Origin of the sequence: Novosphingobium sp. TCA1, assembly GCF_009811895.1 — a bacterium.
In the GTDB taxonomy this organism is placed as follows: Bacteria; Pseudomonadota; Alphaproteobacteria; order Sphingomonadales; family Sphingomonadaceae; genus Novosphingobium; species Novosphingobium panipatense_A.
In genome coordinates this window covers 1-21,159 of the sequence record NZ_BLJH01000048.1, presented here as the reverse complement: position 1 = coordinate 21,159, position 21,159 = coordinate 1, and the positions used below count along the sequence as shown (strand labels likewise).

General features: G+C 61.6%; 20 protein-coding genes and 2 pseudogenes. 11 read left to right on the top strand and 11 right to left on the bottom strand.

Going from position 1 to position 21,159, the window contains the following annotated elements; all coding sequences use genetic code 11:
• Positions 1 to 198 precede the first annotated feature (198 nt).
• A pseudogene (locus NTCA1_RS26095) lies at positions 199 to 486 on the bottom strand (DUF4158 domain-containing protein); the annotation flags it as partial.
• A gap of 157 nt (positions 487 to 643) precedes the next feature.
• On the opposite strand from NTCA1_RS26095, the gene NTCA1_RS26090 reads away from it, so the two are divergent.
• From NTCA1_RS26090 to NTCA1_RS26070, 5 genes are all read left to right on the top strand, one after another.
• On the top strand, positions 644 to 1,195 hold the full coding sequence (locus NTCA1_RS26090) for a recombinase family protein (RefSeq protein WP_004213210.1): 552 nt from the start codon (positions 644 to 646) through the stop codon (positions 1,193 to 1,195).
• On the top strand, positions 1,192 to 1,977 hold the full coding sequence (locus tag NTCA1_RS26085; protein ID WP_004213209.1) for an SDR family oxidoreductase: 786 nt from the start codon (positions 1,192 to 1,194) through the stop codon (positions 1,975 to 1,977). The genes NTCA1_RS26090 and NTCA1_RS26085 overlap by 4 nt, the downstream gene beginning before the upstream one ends.
• Positions 1,978 to 2,094: 117 nt before the next feature.
• The gene (locus NTCA1_RS26080) at positions 2,095 to 3,291 is read left to right on the top strand and encodes an HlyD family secretion protein (protein WP_133085407.1); all 1,197 of its coding nucleotides are present in this window, start codon (positions 2,095 to 2,097) and stop codon (positions 3,289 to 3,291) included.
• The gene (locus tag NTCA1_RS26075) at positions 3,291 to 4,817 is read left to right on the top strand and encodes a DHA2 family efflux MFS transporter permease subunit (RefSeq protein ID WP_133085408.1); all 1,527 of its coding nucleotides are present in this window, start codon (positions 3,291 to 3,293) and stop codon (positions 4,815 to 4,817) included. The genes NTCA1_RS26080 and NTCA1_RS26075 overlap by 1 nt, the downstream gene beginning before the upstream one ends.
• Positions 4,817 to 6,241: an efflux transporter outer membrane subunit gene (locus tag NTCA1_RS26070; protein WP_133085409.1), complete on the top strand. Its 1,425-nt coding sequence runs from the start codon at positions 4,817 to 4,819 to the stop codon at positions 6,239 to 6,241. Before NTCA1_RS26075 ends, NTCA1_RS26070 begins: the two co-directional genes overlap by 1 nt.
• A 394-nt stretch (positions 6,242 to 6,635) precedes the next feature.
• Here the strand turns inward: NTCA1_RS26070 and NTCA1_RS26065 are convergent, their stop codons facing one another.
• The 5 genes from NTCA1_RS26065 to NTCA1_RS26050 form a co-directional block, all read right to left on the bottom strand.
• On the bottom strand, positions 6,636 to 7,205 hold the full coding sequence (locus tag NTCA1_RS26065; RefSeq protein WP_133085410.1) for a DUF4142 domain-containing protein: 570 nt from the start codon (positions 7,203 to 7,205) through the stop codon (positions 6,636 to 6,638).
• A gap of 542 nt (positions 7,206 to 7,747) precedes the next feature.
• A complete protein-coding gene (locus NTCA1_RS26060) occupies positions 7,748 to 7,885 on the bottom strand; it encodes a hypothetical protein (RefSeq protein WP_159832298.1) in 138 nt (45 codons plus the stop codon).
• Positions 7,886 to 8,068: 183 nt separating this feature from the next.
• Positions 8,069 to 8,395 carry a Rap1a/Tai family immunity protein gene (locus tag NTCA1_RS29195; protein WP_223178489.1) on the bottom strand — a complete coding sequence of 109 codons (327 nt, stop codon included), beginning with the start codon at positions 8,393 to 8,395 and terminating at the stop codon, positions 8,069 to 8,071.
• A gap of 75 nt (positions 8,396 to 8,470) precedes the next feature.
• Positions 8,471 to 8,875 carry a PepSY domain-containing protein gene (locus tag NTCA1_RS26055; protein ID WP_228165648.1) on the bottom strand — a complete coding sequence of 135 codons (405 nt, stop codon included), beginning with the start codon at positions 8,873 to 8,875 and terminating at the stop codon, positions 8,471 to 8,473.
• Entirely contained in the window at positions 8,872 to 9,762 is an 891-nt protein-coding gene (locus NTCA1_RS26050) for a DUF1259 domain-containing protein (protein WP_008603797.1), read from the bottom strand. Before NTCA1_RS26050 ends, NTCA1_RS26055 begins: the two co-directional genes overlap by 4 nt.
• A 195-nt stretch (positions 9,763 to 9,957) precedes the next feature.
• Between NTCA1_RS26050 and NTCA1_RS26045 the strand changes: the two genes are divergently transcribed.
• The 4 genes from NTCA1_RS26045 (at position 9,958) to NTCA1_RS26030 (ending at position 14,192) form a co-directional block, all read left to right on the top strand.
• A complete protein-coding gene (locus NTCA1_RS26045) occupies positions 9,958 to 10,881 on the top strand; it encodes a chromate resistance protein ChrB domain-containing protein (protein ID WP_008603798.1) in 924 nt (307 codons plus the stop codon).
• Positions 10,882 to 10,883: 2 nt separating this feature from the next.
• Positions 10,884 to 12,281, top strand: a complete 1,398-nt coding sequence (gene chrA / locus NTCA1_RS26040; protein ID WP_008603799.1) for a chromate efflux transporter — start codon at positions 10,884 to 10,886, stop codon at positions 12,279 to 12,281.
• 74 nt (positions 12,282 to 12,355) lie between these two features.
• On the top strand, positions 12,356 to 13,024 hold the full coding sequence (locus NTCA1_RS26035; protein WP_017184236.1) for a superoxide dismutase: 669 nt from the start codon (positions 12,356 to 12,358) through the stop codon (positions 13,022 to 13,024).
• Positions 13,025 to 13,112: 88 nt separating this feature from the next.
• Positions 13,113 to 14,192 (top strand): Cj0069 family protein, encoded by a 1,080-nt coding sequence (locus NTCA1_RS26030; protein WP_157838154.1) that lies wholly within the window; start codon positions 13,113 to 13,115, stop codon positions 14,190 to 14,192.
• 84 nt (positions 14,193 to 14,276) lie between these two features.
• Here the strand turns inward: NTCA1_RS26030 and NTCA1_RS26025 are convergent, their stop codons facing one another.
• Complete coding sequence (locus NTCA1_RS26025; protein ID WP_017184234.1) at positions 14,277 to 14,837, bottom strand: recombinase family protein; 561 nt, start codon at positions 14,835 to 14,837, stop codon at positions 14,277 to 14,279.
• Between the two features lie 173 nt (positions 14,838 to 15,010).
• On the opposite strand from NTCA1_RS26025, the pseudogene NTCA1_RS26020 reads away from it, so the two are divergent.
• Positions 15,011 to 17,979: pseudogene (locus NTCA1_RS26020) on the top strand (Tn3 family transposase).
• A 52-nt stretch (positions 17,980 to 18,031) separates the two neighbouring features.
• Entirely contained in the window at positions 18,032 to 18,427 is a 396-nt protein-coding gene (locus NTCA1_RS26015) for a hypothetical protein (RefSeq protein WP_159832297.1), read from the top strand.
• 144 nt (positions 18,428 to 18,571) lie between these two features.
• Here NTCA1_RS26015 and NTCA1_RS26010 read toward each other — a convergent pair whose 3' ends face one another.
• The 4 genes from NTCA1_RS26010 to NTCA1_RS25995 all read right to left on the bottom strand — a co-directional run.
• Complete coding sequence (locus tag NTCA1_RS26010) at positions 18,572 to 19,201, bottom strand: M15 family metallopeptidase (RefSeq protein ID WP_159832296.1); 630 nt, start codon at positions 19,199 to 19,201, stop codon at positions 18,572 to 18,574.
• A 195-nt stretch (positions 19,202 to 19,396) separates the two neighbouring features.
• A complete protein-coding gene (locus tag NTCA1_RS26005) occupies positions 19,397 to 20,467 on the bottom strand; it encodes a hypothetical protein (protein ID WP_159832295.1) in 1,071 nt (356 codons plus the stop codon).
• 3 nt (positions 20,468 to 20,470) lie between these two features.
• Positions 20,471 to 20,806, bottom strand: a complete 336-nt coding sequence (locus tag NTCA1_RS26000) for a hypothetical protein (protein ID WP_159832294.1) — start codon at positions 20,804 to 20,806, stop codon at positions 20,471 to 20,473.
• On the bottom strand, positions 20,803 to 21,159 hold a 357-nt coding region (locus NTCA1_RS25995), incomplete at its 5' end, for a hypothetical protein (RefSeq protein ID WP_236549586.1). The genes NTCA1_RS26000 and NTCA1_RS25995, both read right to left, overlap by 4 nt.

Genomic DNA, 21,159 nt, shown 5'->3' with positions numbered 1-21,159 from the left:
GCTGCCTAATCCCCCAACTGGGTGACGCCGCGCGGCCGTGCCCCATGTTTGCAACAGAGCCGTATCGACAATACCAGCGCACCGCCCATAGGATGACCTCGCCGGTAAAATGCCGTCCTTTGAAATCGTTCATCGCAACTGACCTTGACAGTACATGAGCCCAATCTTGGAAACCGTGTCAGAGTTTGCAACAGAGCCCTCGCGACGGGTCTGGTCCCGATGGGCATAATCCGCGAAGGCTGCCGGCGCGACGCCGAGTTGCTGCGCCACATAGGCGAGCACAGGAGCGGGCGGGACTTCGCCCGCTTCCAGCGCACGGCCAGGCCATCTCATATATAGCATGAGCATCGCATAGCCGAGCCGGGTGGCATCGCCGCGACGGCGGCCGACAATTTCCAGGTCGTCGCTGGTCAGCGTATAATGACGCGCGATCTCGCGCTCATCGAGCGGCGCGCCATAATGCCTCGCCCAGATTTCCAGGCTCACCAGTCGCCGTCTCGCCAAGCATCATCTCCTTCGCTTTGCGTGTCCGTCAGACGGTCCTCTGGCGGCCAACAGGAATATGTCCGTTAACTCTGGACCTGTAACGGCGATTCGGACAAGATCGCATAATGACGGGAAAACGGACAGGATCGGGCATCATGTGGCGCTGATCGGCTATGCGCGCGTCTCGACCGCAGACCAGAAGCTGTCGCTCCAGCTTGACGCGCTGAACACTGCCGGGTGCGACCGTATATTCGACGATCACGCATCCGGGGCAAAAGCCGATCGGCCTGGCCTAACCGAAGCGCTCGCCTATTTGCGCCCCGGCGACACGCTGGTGGTCTGGAAACTCGACCGCCTCGGCCGCTCGATGAGCCACCTGATCGAGAAGGTCGGCGAGCTTGCGGCGCGCGGCATCGGGTTCCGCTCACTCACCGAGAATATCGACACCACCACTTCGGGCGGCATGCTGGTGTTCAACATCTTCGGCTCGCTGGCCCAATTCGAGCGTGACCTGATCCGTGAACGCACTCATGCCGGCCTCAAGGCCGCACGCGAGCGGGGCAACAAGGGTGGTCGCCGGCCTGTCGTTACCCCCGACAAACTACGTAAAGCGCGGGCGCATATCGCAGCGGGCCTCACTGTTCGTGAGGCGGCGGCCCGGCTCAAGATCGGCAAAACCGCCCTATACAAGGCTCTGGAAAACGCGTGAAACCGCTGGCGATCAAGAACTCGTGGGTGCTGGTCACAGGGGCTTCGACCGGTTTGGGCAGAGCGTCCGCCCTCCGCTTGGCGGCATCGTACCAGGCCAAGCCCCTGATTGTTGGACGAAGGCTCGACAACTTGCGGGAGCTACAGACCGAAATTGACGAGCGGTTCAATGTGCCGTGCGAGATTATAGTGGCTGATCAACGTGAAATCGAGGGCAGGGAGAAAATCGCGGCTAAGGTTGCAGAATTGCAAGTAACAGCCGCTTTGTTGGTTGCCGGAATGACGAGCGTTGGTTCATTTGATGCAGGCCGTGCCGACACTTATGCCGAGGTAATTGAAACAAACATACTCGGTTTCACGGATTTGCTGGCTCGCCTGATTGCGATTTTCAGGGAGCAGCCGTTTGAATCCTCAGTAATCGCCGTGTCGAGCCTGGCGGGCGAAACATCCGTGCCCTTCCAAGCGGTCTACGGCGCGTCGAAAGCCTATGTGAGCACCCTCATGCGAGCGCTTTCCGTGGAGCTTGCCGGGACGGGAGTGAGTGTTGGATCTTTTGCACCCGGTGGAATCGACACAGACATGGCTGCCCTCAGCGATTTGAAGTGGGGGAGGTTGGGTTTGATGGACGTTGACCGGTGCGCGGCCCATGCAGTCCACGCTCTGGTTTATCGGCAATCCTTCGCCATACCGGGGATGGGCAACCAGCTCACATATTTGGCGAGCAGGGTTCTACCTCGATCGTTGGTCAATCGGATTGCCGCCCTCCCATATCGGCGCCCGTAGGGCGGCACCACATAAAAGGGGCAGGAAAGCCTGCGAATAGCATCTGCTGGCATCGTACCGGATTTGTTCGCCCTTAGCGTGCAGATACGTCACTTTCGTGTAGTCACCCCTTGTAGAGTGGCTGACGAGCGGGCTGAAGAAAACGGCAGTGACCCTAAGCAGGATGCGCAATCGGAGACCCAGGCTGAGAAGAAGCCCTCGCTTCTCGAGCGCTACCCGATAGTCCGCTACGTCCTCATCGCCGCGCTTGCCGCCGGCATCATCGCGGCCATCGTCTGGTATATGAATTACCGCGCAAGCGGCCAGTACCTCCAATCGACCAACAACGCCTATGTGCGCGCGGACTTTGTGACCGTTTCACCGAAGGTCGGCGGCTACGTCGAGCGTGTCCTCGTCGCCGACAACCAGCATGTCCGCCGCGGCCAGCTGCTTGCCATCCTCGATCCTCGTGACTACCGCGCCAATGTCGATCAGGCGCAAGCTCAGATCGCCGCAGCCGGCGCCAACATCACGACCGCACGCCGGACGCTTGACGAGCAACGGGCCACTGTCGCTCAGGCCGCCGCCCAGGTTGCGAGCGCCGAGGCTGCCGCGGCAGCGGCAGAGAACGAGGTAAGACGCTACGAGCCCCTCGCTCGGACAGGGGCGGAATCGCGTGAGCGTCTGGCAAACCTTGTCCTTCAGCGTGATCGAACCGCCGCCGATCTGCGCGCGCAGCGCGCCGCCTACCTCGCCGCCCGTCGCAGTGTCGCGACACAAGCGGCTCGCATCGGCCAAGCGGAGGCGCAGCGCGGCACCGCGCAGGCGCAGCTTGCGCGCGCCTCGACGGATCTCGGCGCCGTCGAGATCCGCAGCAGCATCGACGGCGTTGTCGCCGACAAGGCAGTCCGGGCCGGGCAATATGTCCAGCCGGCGACCCGGCTGATGTCGGTGGTGCCGGTCGATCAGCTCTACATCGAGGCGAATTTCAAGGAGACGCAGGTCGCTCTGATGCGCGTCGGGCAGCCAGTGACCATCAAGGTTGATGCGCTGGACGGCGCCGAACTGCGAGGCCGGGTCGCCAGCTTCTCTCCAGGGACAGGCGCGCAGTTCTCGCTCATCCCGCCCGAGAACGCTACCGGGAACTTCACGAAGATCGTCCAGCGAGTGCCCGTGCGCATCAGCATTGAGGCGGGTCCGGAAGCGCGCCGGGTGCTGCGGCCCGGCCTGTCGGTCGAGGTCACGGTCGACACGATCGGCGCAAAGGGAAGCCGGGAACGGATCGAGCAGGAAACCGAGCGGCTGAAGCGCGGCGAGACGCAGGGCGCGCGCTGATGGCGGCCGAACGCGCCGGCCTGCGCGACTGGCTCGCCGTCGCGGCGGGCACGATCGGGTCGTTCATGGCGCTGCTGGATATCTCGATCGTCAATGCAGCCTTGCCCACCATTCAGGGCGAGATCGGCGCGAGCGGAACCGAGGGCACCTGGGTCGCGACCTCCTATCTCGTGGCGGAGATCGTTATGATCCCGCTGAGCCCCTTCCTCGTGCGCCTGTTCGGTCTGCGCAACTTCCTTCTGGGTGCAGCGGTCAGCTTTACCGGCTTCTCGATCGTTTGCGGCATCTCGACGACGTTGCCGATGATGATCGCCGGTCGTGTAGGGCAGGGCTTCACCGGCGGTGCGCTGATCCCGACTGCGATGACCATCATCGCGACGCGGCTCCCGCCGTCGCAGCAGCCGATCGGCACGGCCGCGTTCGGCGGCACCGCGATCCTCGGTCCGGTGCTCGGGCCGATCATCGGCGGCTGGCTCACCGACAATTACAGCTGGCACTACGCCTTTTTCCTGAACGTGCCGGTCTGTGCCGGGCTCGTCCTGCTCCTGTTGTTCGGGCTCAAGCATGAGCGTCTTCGGCTCGACCAGCTGCGCCATGCCGACTGGTTCGGGATCGCGGGGCTTGCAATCGGTCTGGGTGCGCTCACCGTCATGCTCGAGGAGGGGCAGCGCGAGATGTGGTTCGAGTCTGCCATGATCGTGAAGCTCGCGCTCGCAACGGTCTTCGGCTTCGCGCTGATCACGCTCGGACAGGTCCGCTCCGCGCATCCGGTGCTCAAGCTGTCGCTGATCTTCAGCCGCTCGTTTGGCAGCGTTTTCGTCCTCAGCCTCATCATCGGCGTCGTGCTCTACGGGGTGACCTTCCTCATCCCGCAGTTCCTCTCGTCGATGGCGGATTACAGCGCGCTGCAATCGGGCAAGGTGGTCTTCGTCTCCGGCATCCCCGCCCTGATGCTGATGCCGTTCCTGCCGCTCGCGTTCAAATATCTCGACGTCCGGCTGGCGGTATTTGTCGGGATGACGCTGATCGGCGTCAGCTGCGCGATGGATTGGCACCTAACCGCACAGTCAGCCGGTGGCGATCTTACGGATTCCCAGCTCGTCCGCGGCTTCGGGCAGATCTTCGCCATGATGTTCCTCAACCAGGCCGCGATCAGCGCCGTGGCGCCAGAGGACGCGGGCGATGCGTCCGCGCTGTTCAACGCGGGGCGCAACCTCGGCGGATCGATCGGCCTTGCCTTGATGGCGACCCTCCAGGACCGGCAGACATTCCTCCATTTCAACCGGCTCGGTGAGACGGTGTCGGCCAATGCGGCCACCACGCAGGAATGGTTCGCTAAAGCCATGGCCATGCCGTCCGGCGAAGCCGGCGCCTATCGGCAGCTCGCCGGTCAACTCCTCGAACAGTCTACCGTCATGGCCTATAACGACTTGTTCTTCGCGCTAGGCGTCGCGATCGCGATCACCACGCCGCTGGCGCTGTTCCTCCGCCCGATCTCCTCCGACACGCAGATGGCGATGCACTGATGAAGCGACTTGGCTGGGCCATTCTCCCCGCACTCCTGACCGGATGCGTCGTCGGCCCCAACTATGGAGGCCCGCCGGGTGTTGCGAGCGGCGAGCGCGCCGGATCGACATTCCGCCGCGCGGATCAGGCGGTCACCCTGCAGACCCCTGTCGCACGCTGGTGGGAAGGCATGGGCGACGCGCAGCTCACGAAGCTGATCGACCGCGCGCTTGCCTCTAATCCGGACGTGGCGATCGCCGAGGCGCGCATCCGCAAGGCGCGCGCCAGCTTGCGCGAACAGCGCGCGAGCCAGCTTCCCACCGTCTCCGCGTCAGGGACTGCGATCGTCGCCGATCTTCCCGCCGGCTCGCTCGCGCTGCCGACGCAAGGCGAGCAATCCGATCGTATCAGGGCCGAATTCTACAACGCCGGCCTGGATGCATCGTGGGAGATCGATCTGTTCGGCGGACGACGCCGTGCCGCCGAAGGTGCTGAAGCTCAGGCTCAGGCAGCCGAAGCCAATAGAGCTGATGCGCAGGTTCGTCTCTCGGCGGAGGTCGCCCAGAATTATGTGACCCTGCGCGAACTTCAGCAGCGCCTGATCCTGGCCCGTCGCTCCGCGGAGCTTCAGCAGAGATCACTCGCCCTGCTTCAACAGCGTGAGCAACGCGGTGCATCGTCGCGCGACGAGGTGGTTCGGCTCCAGACTGAGCTGACCCGCACGGAGGCCGGGCTGTTGCCGCTTGAAGGGCAGATCGCAACCACGCTCGACCAGCTTGCCCTCCTCACCGGCGACGAACCCGGTGCACACGACGCCGCGCTGTCTACCCCCGCGCCGATCCCGATGATCCCCGGGACTGTCGCGATCGGCGATCCGGCCGCCATGCTGCGACGCCGACCGGACATTCGCGCAGCCGAGCGGCAGTTGGCGGCATCGAATGCGCAGATCGGAGTCAACGTCGCCCGGCAATTCCCATCAGTCAGCATCATGGGTATCATTGGCCTCGGTGGTCCCAATATTGCCGATGTGATCGAACCTGACAGCGTTGCGGGCCTTCTTCTGCCGCGGATCAGCTGGAGCTTCCTCGACTTCGGCCGTAATCGTGCTCGGGTCGAGCAGGCCGTGGCCGACCGCGACGAGGCGGAAGCGCAATATCGCAAGGCAGTCCTCGGCGCGCTGTCGGATGCGGAAACCAGCCTGACCCGCTTCGGTAATCAGCGCCGTAACCTGTTTTCGAGTATCGCAAGCCGGGACGGTGCCAGGCAATCGGCAACCTACGCCCGGCAGCGATACGAGCAGGGAGCTGTACCGCTGAGCACCTCGATCGACGCCGAACGCGCGGCGCTGGCTGCCGATCAGTCGGTGCTGGAGGCGACTGGCGAGCTTGATCGTGCATTTGTCGCCCTGCAAAAGGCGTTGGGACTCGGATGGAGCCAGCTGTGACCGTTGTGCACATGCCGGGGAGGGGCGCTGACCGAGTGACGGCGCGCTTCTTCCTCCTCCTGTCGGGTATCTGCGTGATGACGCAATCAGGGGAGGACTAGATCTGATGGACTGCGGGCGTGTAGGGGAGCGCAATCGTCGGCAGAAGCTCCGCTCGCTCACCGAAGAGGGACGTGCTCTCGCGCAAGCGCTTTTCGAGGATCTTAGGCCCAATTTTGCGAATGCTTACTGGGCAGCAAACGTATCGACCGTTACGGCTGCTGACCGCGATGCAGCATCTCATGCGGGGCGGATCAGGCGAGCAATACCGCCGGCTACATTCCCAGCATCAATGGCAGCAAACAGGTGCCGGACCAGGTCGGGGGGCTGTGTCGACCTGGCCCGGCGGTATCACCTATCCTGCAAGCCCGGAGGGGGTCAGCGACTTGCCGGTGGTGAGCTCGTTCTCCAGCACCGGGACCGCGGTACCGGCGACTTGCTGCAGCGCCGGATCGGTTCCGTCCTGTGCGTAGCCCTTATGCACCGCCCACGCAGCCTGCTGAACCTGCGCCGACTGGGTGAGATAGAGGTTGTCGAAAGCGCTCTTCGGCGCCTTCTGGAGCAGCTTGAGGAGGGCAGCGCGGTCGGCGGAAAGGGTCGAGGACGGCGCCTTGATCGTGCGCTGATCGTTCTTCAACGCCGCCAGCAGCGCTTTGTGGCTACTCTGCGTCTCTGCCAGAACGCGCTTCGCATAGGCCTTGACGTCATCACGCTGCGCGCGCGTCGCGGCGAGCTGCGCCGCCTTGATCTGGTAAAGATTGGCGTCGGCCGCGGCGAGCACGTAGTTGGGTCCACTCTGGCTTGCGACCGGCGAGACGCCGATGTCGGCGCTGTTCATCGTTCCCGAAGTCGCGGGCGAAACAGCCTGAGCCAACACTGGAACTGGCGCCAGGGTAAGCAGCGCGGCAAATATCGCAGTCTTCATCGAAATCCTCCGTTGGTTTTGTTAGACATTGACCAAGATCAACGGCTCGAACGATAAGGAAACGGAACGGTTCCCTTTTTGGATCTCGTCTGGGCCAATCGGCCCGGCGCGTGACGGCGGGGACGGAGACCTTTGTCGGCCATCGGCCGCCTGATCCGCAGCGCCAGCAGCTCAGCGACATGACGCGCACCCAGCTCGGACACGGCCGCATTCTTTTCGCCATACCCGTTGTCGCCGACTATCCTCGACCATGACAAGCTTCTCTCGAAGATCGCTCGTGCGATCGATGATAAGCGGGTCGGTAATTTAGTTGTTCGCGCCCATATCACTGATGTCCGACGAGGCCAGTTGAGTGCGTCAGGTCAAGGCGTTAGCTGCTGGTACGGGGAGTGGAGACAGCGACAATCGAACTCGCGGCAGAATAATTGCCGCTCGAACCTTGCACTGTCAGGAGTGATGTCCAAGGGATTTGTATCACTGTGAGCGTAGAGATTAACGTGCGCTTGATATCAGCATAGCCAACTGCCTGCCTCCCGATGCAATTAGCGGCTGCGGTTCTTATCGCGTGTCCCCGGCGCCGGAGCCGGGGACACGCAGCCCGTTTCATTGTCCAGCGATCCGCCCGTCTTGATCCGATCGGCGACGATCTGGCGCGTCGCCTCCCCAGTCGTTCTTACCATTCGGGCGTCACCTCAAGGTTTGTGCGCCAGACAACGATTTGGCAGACATAATGCGAACATCGGCTAATTAGCGAGCTTGAGGCGCGACATGGGATCGTTGAGCTGGCGGAATTCACCGCCAGGCGGACGCTCCGCCTGCCCTCAAAGGCAGCCGCCGGGCAGGCTACGCCGCGGGGTACGATGCTACTGACATGGCCAAGCCTTCGCTAACGAGCGTTCAGCTCCGGCCACCATATGAACACTCATAAAATAGCTATTCTGCTCCGCCCAGCGTAAATATGCCGCGCGCAGCGCCGATCGGTCATAGCGTGGAGCGCGGCATTCCGCTTTTCGCGCGACGATCATCATGTCGAGCACGCCTTGGAGGTAAGCGCCGCATCGCGGCTCATTCGCTTGACAGCTTACGAACAACGCCGAGCCCGTCGCCGACGCGGGTTCGGTTTGGCCGATCGCACTATCAGGCAGGGCGGCCAAAGCGGCGCATAACAATATCCATCGCCTTGGCCGCATTTTCGTCTCCTATTCCGCAGTATCATTTCGGAAGGGGCGCACGGCCCTCGACGGCCGGCGCCCCGTGCTGATCCATCATTCGCGGCCGAGCACCTGGCCTTCGGGCGTGACGAACAGTTCGATCGTCTTTCCGTCGCTGTTCTTGCCCTTGATTTCATAGAGCGTGCTTCCGTCCGCCTTTCGGGTGACTTGCTCCGCTTTGCTTATTGACGCGAGTTGCGCGCGTGCCGCGTTCATCGCGGCCTCGGGCACCTGAGCAAGCGGGATGTCTCGTTCGCTGTGCTTGCCGATTATCCGGTTTTCGTTCGCCTCGTGGTTTTGCGCGATCGCCACGCCCGCGATCGCCAGCGCGGCCGCGCCCACGCCTGCGACAACAGTGAGAGTTCGTTTGCTAGCCATGTTCCATTCCACTTCCTGCATAAGGGCCGTGGGGTCGGGCGGGCGGCGGTTACGGCCCAATGAGCCGTCGTCCGAGTTCAACTCCTCTGATTGTTCATCCTGTCGAGCGCCGCGCGCAGCCCACGGGCGAGCTTGGCTGCGTCGTCGTTGGCCCAGAAGTGCATGAAGAACAGCCGCGGCTCGTCGTTTAGCATATGATTATGCAGCGCCGTGACCTCGATCCCGTTCGTCCGCAGCACGCGCAGGACCGGATCGACCTCGTTTGCGACAAGTACGAAATCGCCGGTGATGGCGGCTCGGCCGTCCCCGGTTGGCTGAAAGTTGATCGCGGTCGCCGTGCCCATCGTCGGCGGAGTCTCCATATCGCCGTCCATCAGCCGCTCGGCGCGCGGAAAGCTGTATTGGAGGATGCCACCGGCCGTCTTGCCCTCACCGCCCATCAACCGGTTGAGCGCGGCCACATCGAGGTCGAGCCGCGATGCGGCTGCGCTGGCCGAAGGCGATTGCGGCGCGGCGAGCGGGGTCCGACTGGCTGATAGCGCTTGCCGGAGCGCGGCCGCGAGCTTCACCGGGTCGCCGTGGCCGGCAATGTGCATGTACATGGTCGCAGGCGAAGAGCGGAGCAGGTGATTGTGGAGCGCGGTGATCGTAAAACCGCTTGCGAGCAGGCGGCTCAAAACGGGGTTCACCTCGTCGTGGGTCAGCACGAGATCGCCCATCACCATCGCCTCGTCGCCCATCGGCTGAAACGCCGCCCAAGAGCCGAGCGCGAGGGAGGGCTTGATCGTCACCCCATCCAGCGTGACGCTCAGGTCCGAACGCGGGAAGCTGTAGCGGTGAACGCCCCCCGGCTGTTCGGCCCCCGCTCGTCCTATCGCCCGGTCGACAGCCGACCAGTCCGGCGCTGCCCATGCCGGGCTTGCCAGCAGGAGGCTGGCGAATCCCAAGGCGATGGTCTTTTTCAGCATAATTGATCCTTCATCAGCGCACTCGACACGGAAAGCCTCACGTCATGCGAGCGCGCCGCCGGCGAGCCGCGACATTGCGCTCCGGTTTCTTTCTTCGGGATAAGCAGTCCTATGTTCATGAGGCTTGTGATGCAACCCTTACACTTGTAGGCTAGTGACGATACAACTATGACAAACACACAAGCTTCCCCTTGGTTGCTCCTGATCCCGCAGCTTCCGGCTAAGCCTGCCTATTTGCGGGTGAAGGTCTGGCGGCGTTTGCAGGCGATCGGGGCCGCGCCGCTCAAGAACGCCGTCCATGCGCTCCCCAATCGCGAGGACACGCGCGCGCTGTTCGAAGAACTGCATCGCGAGATCACCGAAAATGGCGGCGAGGCGCTGATCCTCGAAGCGCGCCTTGTCGGCGGCATGGGCGATGCGGAGCTGCGCGGAGTGTTCGACGCTGCGCGTGACGCCGACTATGAGGAGTTGGCACGCGAGGCGCGCGCGCTGTGTGAGGGCGAGTATGTCGCGGCGGCGGATGTGGGCCGCCTGCGCAAACGCCTGAACGAGGTCGCCGCGATCGACTTTTTCGGTGCGCATGGTCGGCAGGCGGCACAGGCCGCCATCACCGAGGCGGACCGCCGCTCTCACCAACATCCCGATGTGAGCGGCCCCGGTGCGCCCGAGCTGACCCCGGCGGAGCTAAAGCGCCGCGTTTGGGTGACGCGCCGCCATGTCCATGTCGATCGCATCGCGTCCGCCTGGCTCATTCGCCGCTTCATCGACCCCGAGGCGAGCTTCAAGTTCGTCGAGGGCAAAGGATATGTGCCGGAGCCTGACGAACTGAGGTTCGACATGGCGGACGCTGAGTTCACCCACGAAGGCGACCGCTGCTCCTTCGAGACCTTGGTGTTCCTCACCGGTCTCGAGACCGACCCCGCGCTGCGGGCGCTCGGCGAAATTGTTCACGACCTTGATATTGCCGATGCTCGGTTCGAGCGCCCGGAAACTCCGGGAGTGAGCGCGCTTATCGCCGGCATCTGTGCCGGCACCGACGACGACGAGGAGCGGATCGCGCGCGGATCGACCGCGCTCGACGGATTCTATGCTCACTTCACCCGGCGAAAAGAGGACTAAAGATGGAGGCCAGCGCACGCGCTGAAATCGCAGTCGAGACGCTGCACGAGCACGGCATCAGCTTTGGCGAGGCGGTGCGCGTCTGGATCAGGGTCGCGCTGCTCAGCTTCGGCGGACCGGCGGGCCAGATAGCGGTGATGCATCGCATCCTGGTCGAGGAGAAGCGCTGGATCGGCGAGGAGCGGTTCCTCCACGCGCTCAACTATTGCATGCTGCTGCCCGGCCCTGAAGCGCAACAGCTAGCTGTCTATATTGGCTGGTTGCTCCATAAGACCAAGGGCGGCCTGGTCGCGGGCGCGCTATTCGTGCTGCCCGGCTTCCTCGCGATTTTAGGGCTCAGCTATGTCTATGTGCTGCTCGGCGAAGTGGCGCTGGTCGAGGGATTGTTCTTCGGATTGAAGGCCGCCGTGCTGGCGGTGGTGCTACAGGCGGTGGTCCGGGTGGGTTCGCGTGCCTTGAAGAACAACGTCATGCGCGGTTTTGCCGCGCTGGCGTTCGTCGCGATCTTCGTGCTCGACGTGCCCTTCCCGCTGATCGTGCTTGCCGCCGCGCTGATCGGCTTCTTCGGTGGCCGCGCTGGTTACGCCGCATTCAAGGGCGGCGGCGGACATGGTCCCGCCGGCGCTGAGATAATCCACGACCGCGACACCGCTCTTGGCGAGGGCCTTCCCGACCATGCCCGGCCGAACCTCTCTTGGTCGCTGCGCATCTCCGGCGTCCTGCTGCTGCTCTGGCTCGGGCCGGTCGCAGCGCTGCTGTTCGCGTTCGGCCCCGACGACGTGTTCAGCCGCATCGCCACCTTCTTCAGCCAGATGGCGGTGGTGACCTTCGGCGGCGCCTATGCGGTGCTCGCCTATGTCGCGCAGGAGGCAGTCGAGACCTATGGCTGGCTCCAGCCCGGCGAGATGCTCGACGGGCTCGGCATGGCCGAGACCACGCCCGGGCCGCTGATCATGGTGACGCAGTTCGTCGGCTTCCTCGCGGCCTTCCGCGAAGCGACCGGGCTGCCGCCGCTCGTCGCCGCGACCTTCGGCGCAATCCTCACCACCTGGGTTACCTTCCTGCCATGCTTCCTGTGGATCTTCGCCGGCGCGCCATTCATCGAGCGGCTGCGCGGCAACCGCGCATTGTCGGCCGCGCTTTCGGCGATCACCGCCGCAGTGGTCGGCGTGATCCTCAATCTGGCGGTCTGGTTTGGTATCCACACTCTGTTCGAGCAAGTCCGCGAAGTGCCGTTCGCAGCCGGCACCATCGATCTCCCAGTCCTAACGTCCGTCAACTGGCCGGCGCTGGCGCTCGCGGTGGGTGCGATACTCGCCATGTTCCGGTTCAAGGCCGGCATGCTGCCGGTGCTCGGCGTCTGCTCGGTCCTCGGGGCCGCATATGTAATGATCATCTGAAGGAGTGACGCGTGACGATCGACCATCTTTCCCGACGCAGTGCAATCGCAACTCTTGGCATCGGAGCCGCCGCCATGACTATCAACGAAGCCTCTGCGCAGACGCCGGCCGCAGCGCCGGCGGCTGTCCCCGCCTTTGCCGGAAATCATCAGGTCAAGCCGCTCAGGTTCAATCCCGCCAGGCTTCACGGCCTCTCCGAAAGGCTGATCACATCGCACCACGAGAACAATTATGCGGGCTCGGTCAAGGCCCTGAATATGATCGAGACACGACTTGCCGCCGCGCTCGCTGACACGGACCTGCCGCCGGTGGTCTATGGCGGATTGAAGCGCGAGGAGCTGCACCGCACCGGCTCGGTCGTGCTCCATGAGGTCTATTTCGACGGGCTCGGCGGCAACGGCCAGGCAGCCGGTTCCATCCGCGACGCGCTGGGCGCGGCGTTCGGCTCGTTCGACCGCTGGGAAGCCGACTTCCGCCGTACCGGGATGAGCCTTGCCGGCGGATCGGGCTGGTGCGTGCTCGTCTACAATCTCCACACGCGCTCGCTGCACAACCATTGGGCGTGGGATCATATGCACGGTGCGATTGCCGGCGTGCCGCTGCTCGCGCTCGATATGTACGAGCACAGTTTCCACATGGATTACGGCACCGCCGCCGCCAAATATGTCGACGCCTTCTTCCGCAACATCGACTGGGAAGTGGTCGACCGGCGCTATGCCGCGGCTTTGCGCGGCGGCGGCTGAACCCGACCGCCGTGGCTTAACACCCACTGCTGCGCGACACCTGAGTTCGCGACCACAAAGGGGACAGGTCCGATGGGGAGATGCAACAATGACATCCGGCCCGAACATCGCTCTTCTTTGGCGTGGGCAAGCAGCCGAGTGGACGCATCGCTTTCATGAAGCCCGGCAGTGGCCGATAATGCAGGCCTTGCGGGCGCTCGGGGCGACCGCAAGGCCTGTACTGTACAGGGACGAGGCGGTTCGCGAGATTCGGGACGAGCTGCTGTCGTGCGACGCAGTGCTGGTCTGGGTGAATCCGTTGGACATTTCAGGCGACCGCTCGCAGCTCGATCCAATGCTGCGCGAAGTCGCGGGGTGCGGCGTTGTCGTCAGCGCGCATCCTGACGTGATCGCCAAAATCGGCGTCAAGGAAGTGCTCTACACAACGCGATCCATGGAATGGGGCAGCGATGTCGATCGATACGTGGACGCTGAAGGCCTTCGCGCTCGTTTCCCCGAACATCTTGCCGCAGGCCCGCGCGTGCTGAAGCCGAACTACGGCAACGGCGGCAGGAATGTATGGCGTGTCCAACTAGACGAAGCGGGAAACGCTCCGGCTTTGAAAACGTCGGTGAAAGTTCAAGAGGCCCGCCAAGGAAGCAAATCGGAGCGCATCAGCCTAGCCGAGTGCTTGGAAAGGTGGGTGCCGTTTCTAAACGACGGCGGCGTGCTGATCGATCAGGCTTATCAGCCGCAGTCGTCCGAGGGCATGGTCCGCTGCTACGTGTGCGGGCACCGAGTGGTTGGCTTTGGGCACAACCTGATCACTGCGCTGATGACGCCAACGGCCATTGATACAACGTCGTCAACCCCACAGCCGATGGGCCGCGCCATGTTCGGACCGGAGGTGACGCGCTTCGCAGCCTTACGGAAAGCGATGGAGGATCGCTGGATTCCAGAGATGCAAAGGTTGCTGTCGATCGTCGACCACGATCTTCCGCTTCTTTGGGACGCCGACTTCCTATTTCGCCCTGGTGAAGCCATCAGCGATGGCTCCTATGCGCTTTGCGAGATCAATGCTAGTTCGGTTGCACCATTTCCGCCAAGCGCCGTCCAGCCAGTCGCCGCAGCGGCAATCGGTCGCGCTCTTGCCATTCGTTTGACGAAGGAGACCTCCAATCCTCATTGATATGATTCAAGCAATTCAAGAGACGTGACATTGGTCGTATCAATCAGACAAGCCTAAGGGTGAGCGAGGCTGGGTGAAACCGGCTCAGGTGGCAGCGCGGAGATACTGGTAGAGGGTTTCGCGACTGATCCCCAGGTCACGGGCGATGACGGCCTTGCGCTCGCCGTCATCAACACGGCGGTGCAGCTCGGCGACCATTTCGTCGGAGAGGGAACGTTTCCGCCCGCGATAAGCACCGCGTTGTCTGGCGACCGCAATGCCTTCGCGCTGCCGCTCCCGGATCAGGGCGCGCTCGAATTCGGCGAACGCACCCATGACCGAGAGCATCAGGTTGGCCATCGGGGAATCCTCGCCCGAGAAGGCCAGGCTTTCCTTCACGAACTCGATCCGGACGCCTCTTTTGGTGAGGGACTGAACCAGTTTGCGCAGATCGTCGAGATTACGCGCCAATCGATCCATGCTGTGGACCACGACGGTGTCACCCTCGCGGGCGAAGGCGAGCATGGCATCGAGTTCGGGGCGGTTGATGTCCTTGCCCGATGCCTTGTCGGTGAAAATCCGGTCGAGCGACTGCCCGTCCAACTGGCGATCGACATTCTGATCGAATGTGCTCACCCGGACGTAACCGATCCTCTGGCCTTTCATCGCCGCCTCCGGTCAAAATGTCAGGTTGAATTCTATGACACGGCGGAACATGCGTCAATAAATGCTTGCCATAACCCTATCCTGACAGAAACCGCCGCTGCATCCTGACGTCCGGTTAGGCTATACTCCAGATTGACGCTAGCCTGTCGCTCTCGACTCGGGATGGAGGCAGGATGGCGCGGCGGCGATTATTGACCGGAGAAGAAAGGCGTCGCCTGTTCGATATCCCCCATGACGAAACCGCGATCGTCGGCCACTATACCCTTGCCGCCGAGGATCTCGAACTGGTCGGTCGCCGCTATCGCCCTGCCAACCGCCTCGGTCTGGCAACGCAGATCGCGCTTATGCGGCATCCCGGCTTCGGTTTGCAGCCCGACGTCGACGTCCCCGATGCGGTCCTTCACTATCTCGCCGCCCAGCTCTTCGTCGATGTTGATGCGTTCGCCGACTATGGCCAGCGCGCGCAAACACGTAACGATCATGCCGACATTGCGGCACGGCATCTGGGGCTACACCCTTTTCGGCGAGGGGATATACCGCTCGCGCTCGATCTCGCCGCAAGAGCTGCGGAGCGGACCGATCGGGGCGAACCTATTGTCCGCGCATTGATGGAGGGGCTGAAGCAGGAACGCTTCATTCTTCCATCGGCAGACACGCTCGAACGTGCGGGCCTCGCCGGCAGGGCACGCGCCCGCAAAGCCGCGGCGGCGCTCATTGTCGAAAGCCTGGGTCATGCCGAACTGGCGCGGATCGATGATCTGATCGTCAACAACAGCGACTTCGGCATGACGCCGCTGGCCTGGCTGCGCAATTTCGAGGAAGCGCCCACCACGGCGAACATCAACGGGCTGCTGGAACGGCTACGCTATGTGCGCGGAATCGGCATCGACCCGGCGATCGGCGCGAAAATCCCCGACTTCCGGTTCGCGCAGTTCATGCGCGAAGGTGGCGTTGCGCCGGCGTTCCTGCTCTCCGATTATAGCCTTAACAGGCGCCGCGCGACGCTGATCGCGGCGGTCATCGACCTCGATGCCAGGCTCGCCGATGGTGCGATCCAGATGTTCGACAGGCTTGTCGGAAGCCTGTTCACACGGGCGCGGCGCGGGCGGGAAAGGCGCTATCAGGACAGCATCCGCTCGGTCGGCGAACTTATGCGGCTGTTCGGCGCGACGATCGCCGCGCTGGGAGAGGCGGTCGAACATGGCGGTAATCCGCTCGAACTGATCGACGAAGCGGTAGGCTGGCACAGACTGGTCGCAGCCAAATCGCAGGTCGATGCGCTGGCCGAGCTGGCGGGCGAAGATGCGCTTGTCGCGGCGACTGGTCGCTATGCGACGCTGCGGCGGTTCAGCCCGGCTTTCCTCGATACATTCACGTTCAAGCATCGGGGAGCGGATCGCAACTGGTCAAGGCCATCGAGGTCATCCGCGATACCAATGCCCGCAAGGCCCGCAGCCTGCCCGAGGGCGTTCCGCTCCCATTCGCCAACCGGCAGTGGAAGCGCCTCATCACCGAAGGTGGCCAGGTCGATCGCCGGCGATACGAGACGGCCATCATGGCCACGCTGCGCGATCGGTTGCGCGCCGGCGACATATGGGTCGAAGGAACCCGCAATTATCGCCGCTTCGACACCTATTTGCTGAGTCGACGCGATGCCGATAAGGTGGCCGACAGCCTGCCATTCCAGACCGATGCGGCCGCCTATCTGGAGGAGCGGGCAAGGACGCTCGACTGGCGGCTGCGCCGTTTCGCCAAGCAACTCAAGGCGAACAGGCTCGCGGGCGTGGCGCTCGAACGCGACCGGCTCAAGCTGCAACCCATGCCGGCGATCACTCCACCCGAGGCGGAGGCTCTCGATCGCAGGCTCGACGCCTTGCTTCCGCGCGTGCGGATCACCGAACTCCTGGTCGAGGTGGCCGAGCGCACCGGGTTCCTGAGCGCATTTCGCGATCTTCGGTCCGGCAAGGAGCATGACAACCCGCACGCGATCCTCGCCGCCATTCTCGCTGATGGATCGAATCTGGGTCTAGAGCGCATGGCCAACGCCAGCGACGGGGTGAGCTACGCCCAGCTTGCCTGGACCCACAACTGGTATTTGTCGCCCGAAAACTATCAGGCCGCGTTGGGGATGATCGTTGCCGCGCACCATGATCTTCCTTTCACGCGCCATTGGGGAGCCGGCACTAGTTCATCCTCCGATGGGCAGTTCTTCCGCTCGGGCCGCAACCGATCGGCGGCGGCCGACATCAATGCGAAATATGGCAGCGAGCCGGGCCTGAAGATCTACTCCCACCTGTCCGATCATTTTGCCTCGTTCGGATCGCGGATCATGTCGGCCACCGCCGGCGAGGCCCCCTACGTGCTGGATGGCCTGATGCTCGGCGCCGGCGCGCTACCGCTGCATGAGCATTACACTGATACCGGCGGCGCGACGGACCATGTCTTTGCCCTTTGCCATCTTCTCGGCTTCCGGTTCGTGCCCCGTCTGCGCGACATCGCCGACCGGAAACTCGGCTCGATCGCCGCGCCTTCGACCTACAAAGGCATCGAAAGCCTCATGGGCCGCACGATCAAGACGGCGGCGATCGAAGCCGATTGGGATGACATCGTCAGGATCGTCGCCTCCATTAAGGAAGGAGCCGTTGCGCCCTCCGCGATCCTGCGCAAGCTGGCCGCCTACAAGCGCCAGAACAGGCTGGATTTTGCGCTGGCCGAACTCGGCCGCATCGAGCGGACGCTATTTGCGCTCGACTGGCTTGAACAGCCCGACTTGCGTCGCGCCTGCCAGGCCGGCCTCAATAAAGGCGAAGCACGTCATACCCTTGCCGCCGCGATCTACACCAACCGACAGGGGCGGTTCACCGATCGCTCGATCGAGAATCAGGAATATCGGGCATCGGGCCTCAATCTGCTGATCGCGGCGATTTCTTACTGGAACACCGTCTATATGGACAGGGCCGCCCAGCATCTCCAATCATCCGGCGGCACCTTCGATGATGCGCTGCTTGCCCATCTCTCGCCGATGGGCTGGGTGCATATCAGTTTGACCGGCGACTATCTGTGGCAAAGGGCAAACCGGCTCTCCCCTGGCGAGTTCCGCACCCTCAACGATCCCATGGCCCGCCTCAAACTCGTGGCATAGCCAGTGTTCTCATTATGTCCGCCAAATCGTTGTCTGGCGCACAAACCTTGAGGTGACGCCCACTACGCGTCTCGACGCCTCATTGGCACTGGCGGTGCGCTTCCGCTTCGACGGGCAGGAACGTCTGGTGCGCACCATGGCCGCCATAGACCGTGAACTTGCTCGCGGGCCGCTGCACTACCGCTACAGCGGGGCAGCTGAGGAAGAGGGCTGCTTCCTTGCCTGCTCCTTCTGGATGGTCGAGGCCAAAGTTTTGCTAGGTCAACGCGAGGCCGCAGAGTCCGCACTCGAAGGGCTGATCCGTATCCTGTCCGCGGGCTACGGCGTCTACCCGGAGATGATCGACCCCGAGACCGGCGACTATCTCGGCAATATTCCTCAAGGCCTCACACATCTTGCGGCCGTTCACGCGATCATCACTTTCGACGAGGAAAGGGAGAAAGCCTAGATTATCTTACCTGTTTCAATCCAGACTCAGCGCCGGCCCAAGACTACCCGCGCGCCTCATGCCCGAAGGATCTTCGGTTGCTTGATGCAGCTTTTGTCAACGTGACCGAGCGTGAGCATTCTCGCACAGATTGCGAATCATCGATCACGCAAATAATGGCTTTCCCTTTTCGAAGGCAACCCGGACTTCCTCTACAGATCGTCCAGTTTTTACCTGATAATGTGGTGGGTCCTTGAAACCGGACCAGTCTCCGCCCCATTCAAGGCCTTCCAAGCGCTTCTTCGCCAACGTAGCAAGATCACGATATGCATCATTCTCACGCTCATTCGCGCCTCGCATGTAGCTGCCGTCAGTTTCAAATATTCCCACATCCCAAGCGATGCCGAAGTTATGGTTGCTCTGACCTCCTTTGGCCTTTGTAACTGGTGAGCGATCTTTTTCTATCGTCCGGCCGATTGCATAGAGCTTGTCTTGTTCCGCATAGGTGCGTGTTCCGGAAATAATTTTCACATTGTGACGGAATTCGAGTGCAAGACTCATGAAGTCTCGGGCCATCCGTTGTGCGGCAATGGTTAGAGTAGCGATGTTATCTTCTGAGCGCTTATCAAACGTTCCAAGAGTTGCCTTGAGTTTGGCTGCTTCTCCTGAAAAATGCGCCTCAGCTCTGTCTACCGCCAAACTCCACAGCCCATCGATAGGCCCCTGATAGAGGCCGCACGCTGCACAGGTACGCTGTATATAGAGAACTTCATCGTGATTCAGCCCACTGCTCATGGCCCTCTCTCCTCCAACGCTAATTTGCCGTATGGCGGGCACCTCTGTTCTTTCCGGACAAATGCTAACGTCCAGCAATACATCTACAGGTCACGGATTTATCAAAGATAAGTCGTATTAAGACCAACGGATTATCGTGATTTCGACTTTGGAAGATGGAAATGTCACAGGCGTATTAACAGGCCGGGTTTGTGACTAGCGGTGACATTCCTTTTTGCTGTCATCACATTCACTGCTAAACTCAACAAGAACAAGCGTCACTATAAATACGCTTCCAATCGAGGATCCGATATACGCCACTCTAGCCCGCCCAATGGTCTCTTTTTTTATTATCAGATCAACGTTTTCAACTACTCTCCAAGGATCGCTGTAGACGATTGGCTTTTCCTTTGGTTCTGGTATGAGTGCCGCAAGAGCTTGGGTCGGCTGCTTGCGAAGCATAGCCGCAATCTTCTCTGCTATACGTGATGCCTGAAGTGGAGAGATATCGACTTCTGGGCCGAGTACGCCCGGCACGTGCTTTGCGGCCTTACAGGAGAGGAAAACACATAGCTTCCCGAACTTGGCACAAGACCGCGCAATGTCACTCAACTGAATTCTGCTTCCGGTTGGCGAAACCAAAATGCCGCCTTCATTGTGTCCGACGATGAGAATCGTAGCTTCCGAAGTCGTTCGCATTATATCAGATGCTTGGTGAAGAGAGATGATAGTAGAAAATTTCCCCTGAATACGCTTCAATTCAGAGTTCCCCGCTTTAACCGATGTTAAGGCGCTCCGAGAGGCCGGTACGGACTCACCAAATACGTTTGCGAACTCATGTGGCGTCTCGGGTACAGCGCTGAGAATTGCAATGCCGGGCTCCATCGCTGGACCAAGAAGAGCAGTGGCGACGTCCGGCCGATTGACAGTTGGCCGCCCAAATATCGCGTAGAGAAATCCAACTGAGGGAACGGAGTATGAGGTTGGGGATTGCTTATTATTTTCTTGTAAACCTCTGGTGGAATAAAAACGGCGCGCATATTCGTATATATTCAGCCTGGCCTTCGCGGCAGAGCGCGGAATGCCAATCTGGCGCAATAAGACGTTTTGCTCGCTTTTACGAACCTCTTCTTTACGGGTCCGTTCTTCGATTCTTTCTCTTTCGCTCTTTACAGCACGCTCGGCTCTCACGTCGCGTGTACTGGAGTTTTTCGCTTGTGCCTCATCCGCGCATGGTCCGTTCATGAGCAGATAGAAGGTAACGAATGCCGCGGTGAGCCGCAGCATTGCTTAATATCCTCGGAAATAGCTTATAAGCGGCTTTTCAGGGCCAAACCTGACTCCACTGCTCGCCGCACTTCCAATCTGCTTCACAAGAAGAGGAAGCGCGATACCGAACGTCATTGCTTCCTTTGAAGTCGGCCACTTGTCGCCAGCGAACCAGAAATAGGCTGCAAGGCCGGTCCCAAGCACCATCGCGGACAGAGCAAACCAGTACCCTACTGAGCCAATCAACTCTCTATATTTCTGCTCGTTGAGACTATGGCGCAGGTTGTACCAGTAGATAATCTCCTGAACCGCCGCTCCGAACGACGACGCCAGCATAGTCTGTAATGCAAGATTCATAGTAGAAGATCTCCGCAAGTCCCGTAACCAAGCTGATCGGCCATTCTTTCACTTGCATCTTTCTCGTTTGATTCACGGTGATGATCGTATTCAAATTCAAGCGTATATTCTGTTGAAGGCTTATGCTCTCGACCAAAGGTCTCTGGAAGGTGACGGGTTCCGGACTGCATCTCTTGTTTGATTAATTGAACGCATTGAATTCGGGACAGCGGCTCCGCGATGGGGCCGCCCTCACTATGTGCAATGCCATTAGCCGTCCCGCTCAGTGCAGCGGCAAGTTCCTCAACGTGTGAGAGCCCGATCCAAAAGTTGTTGAGCAATACCAGCATGTTATGATTCACGCCGTCCTTGCG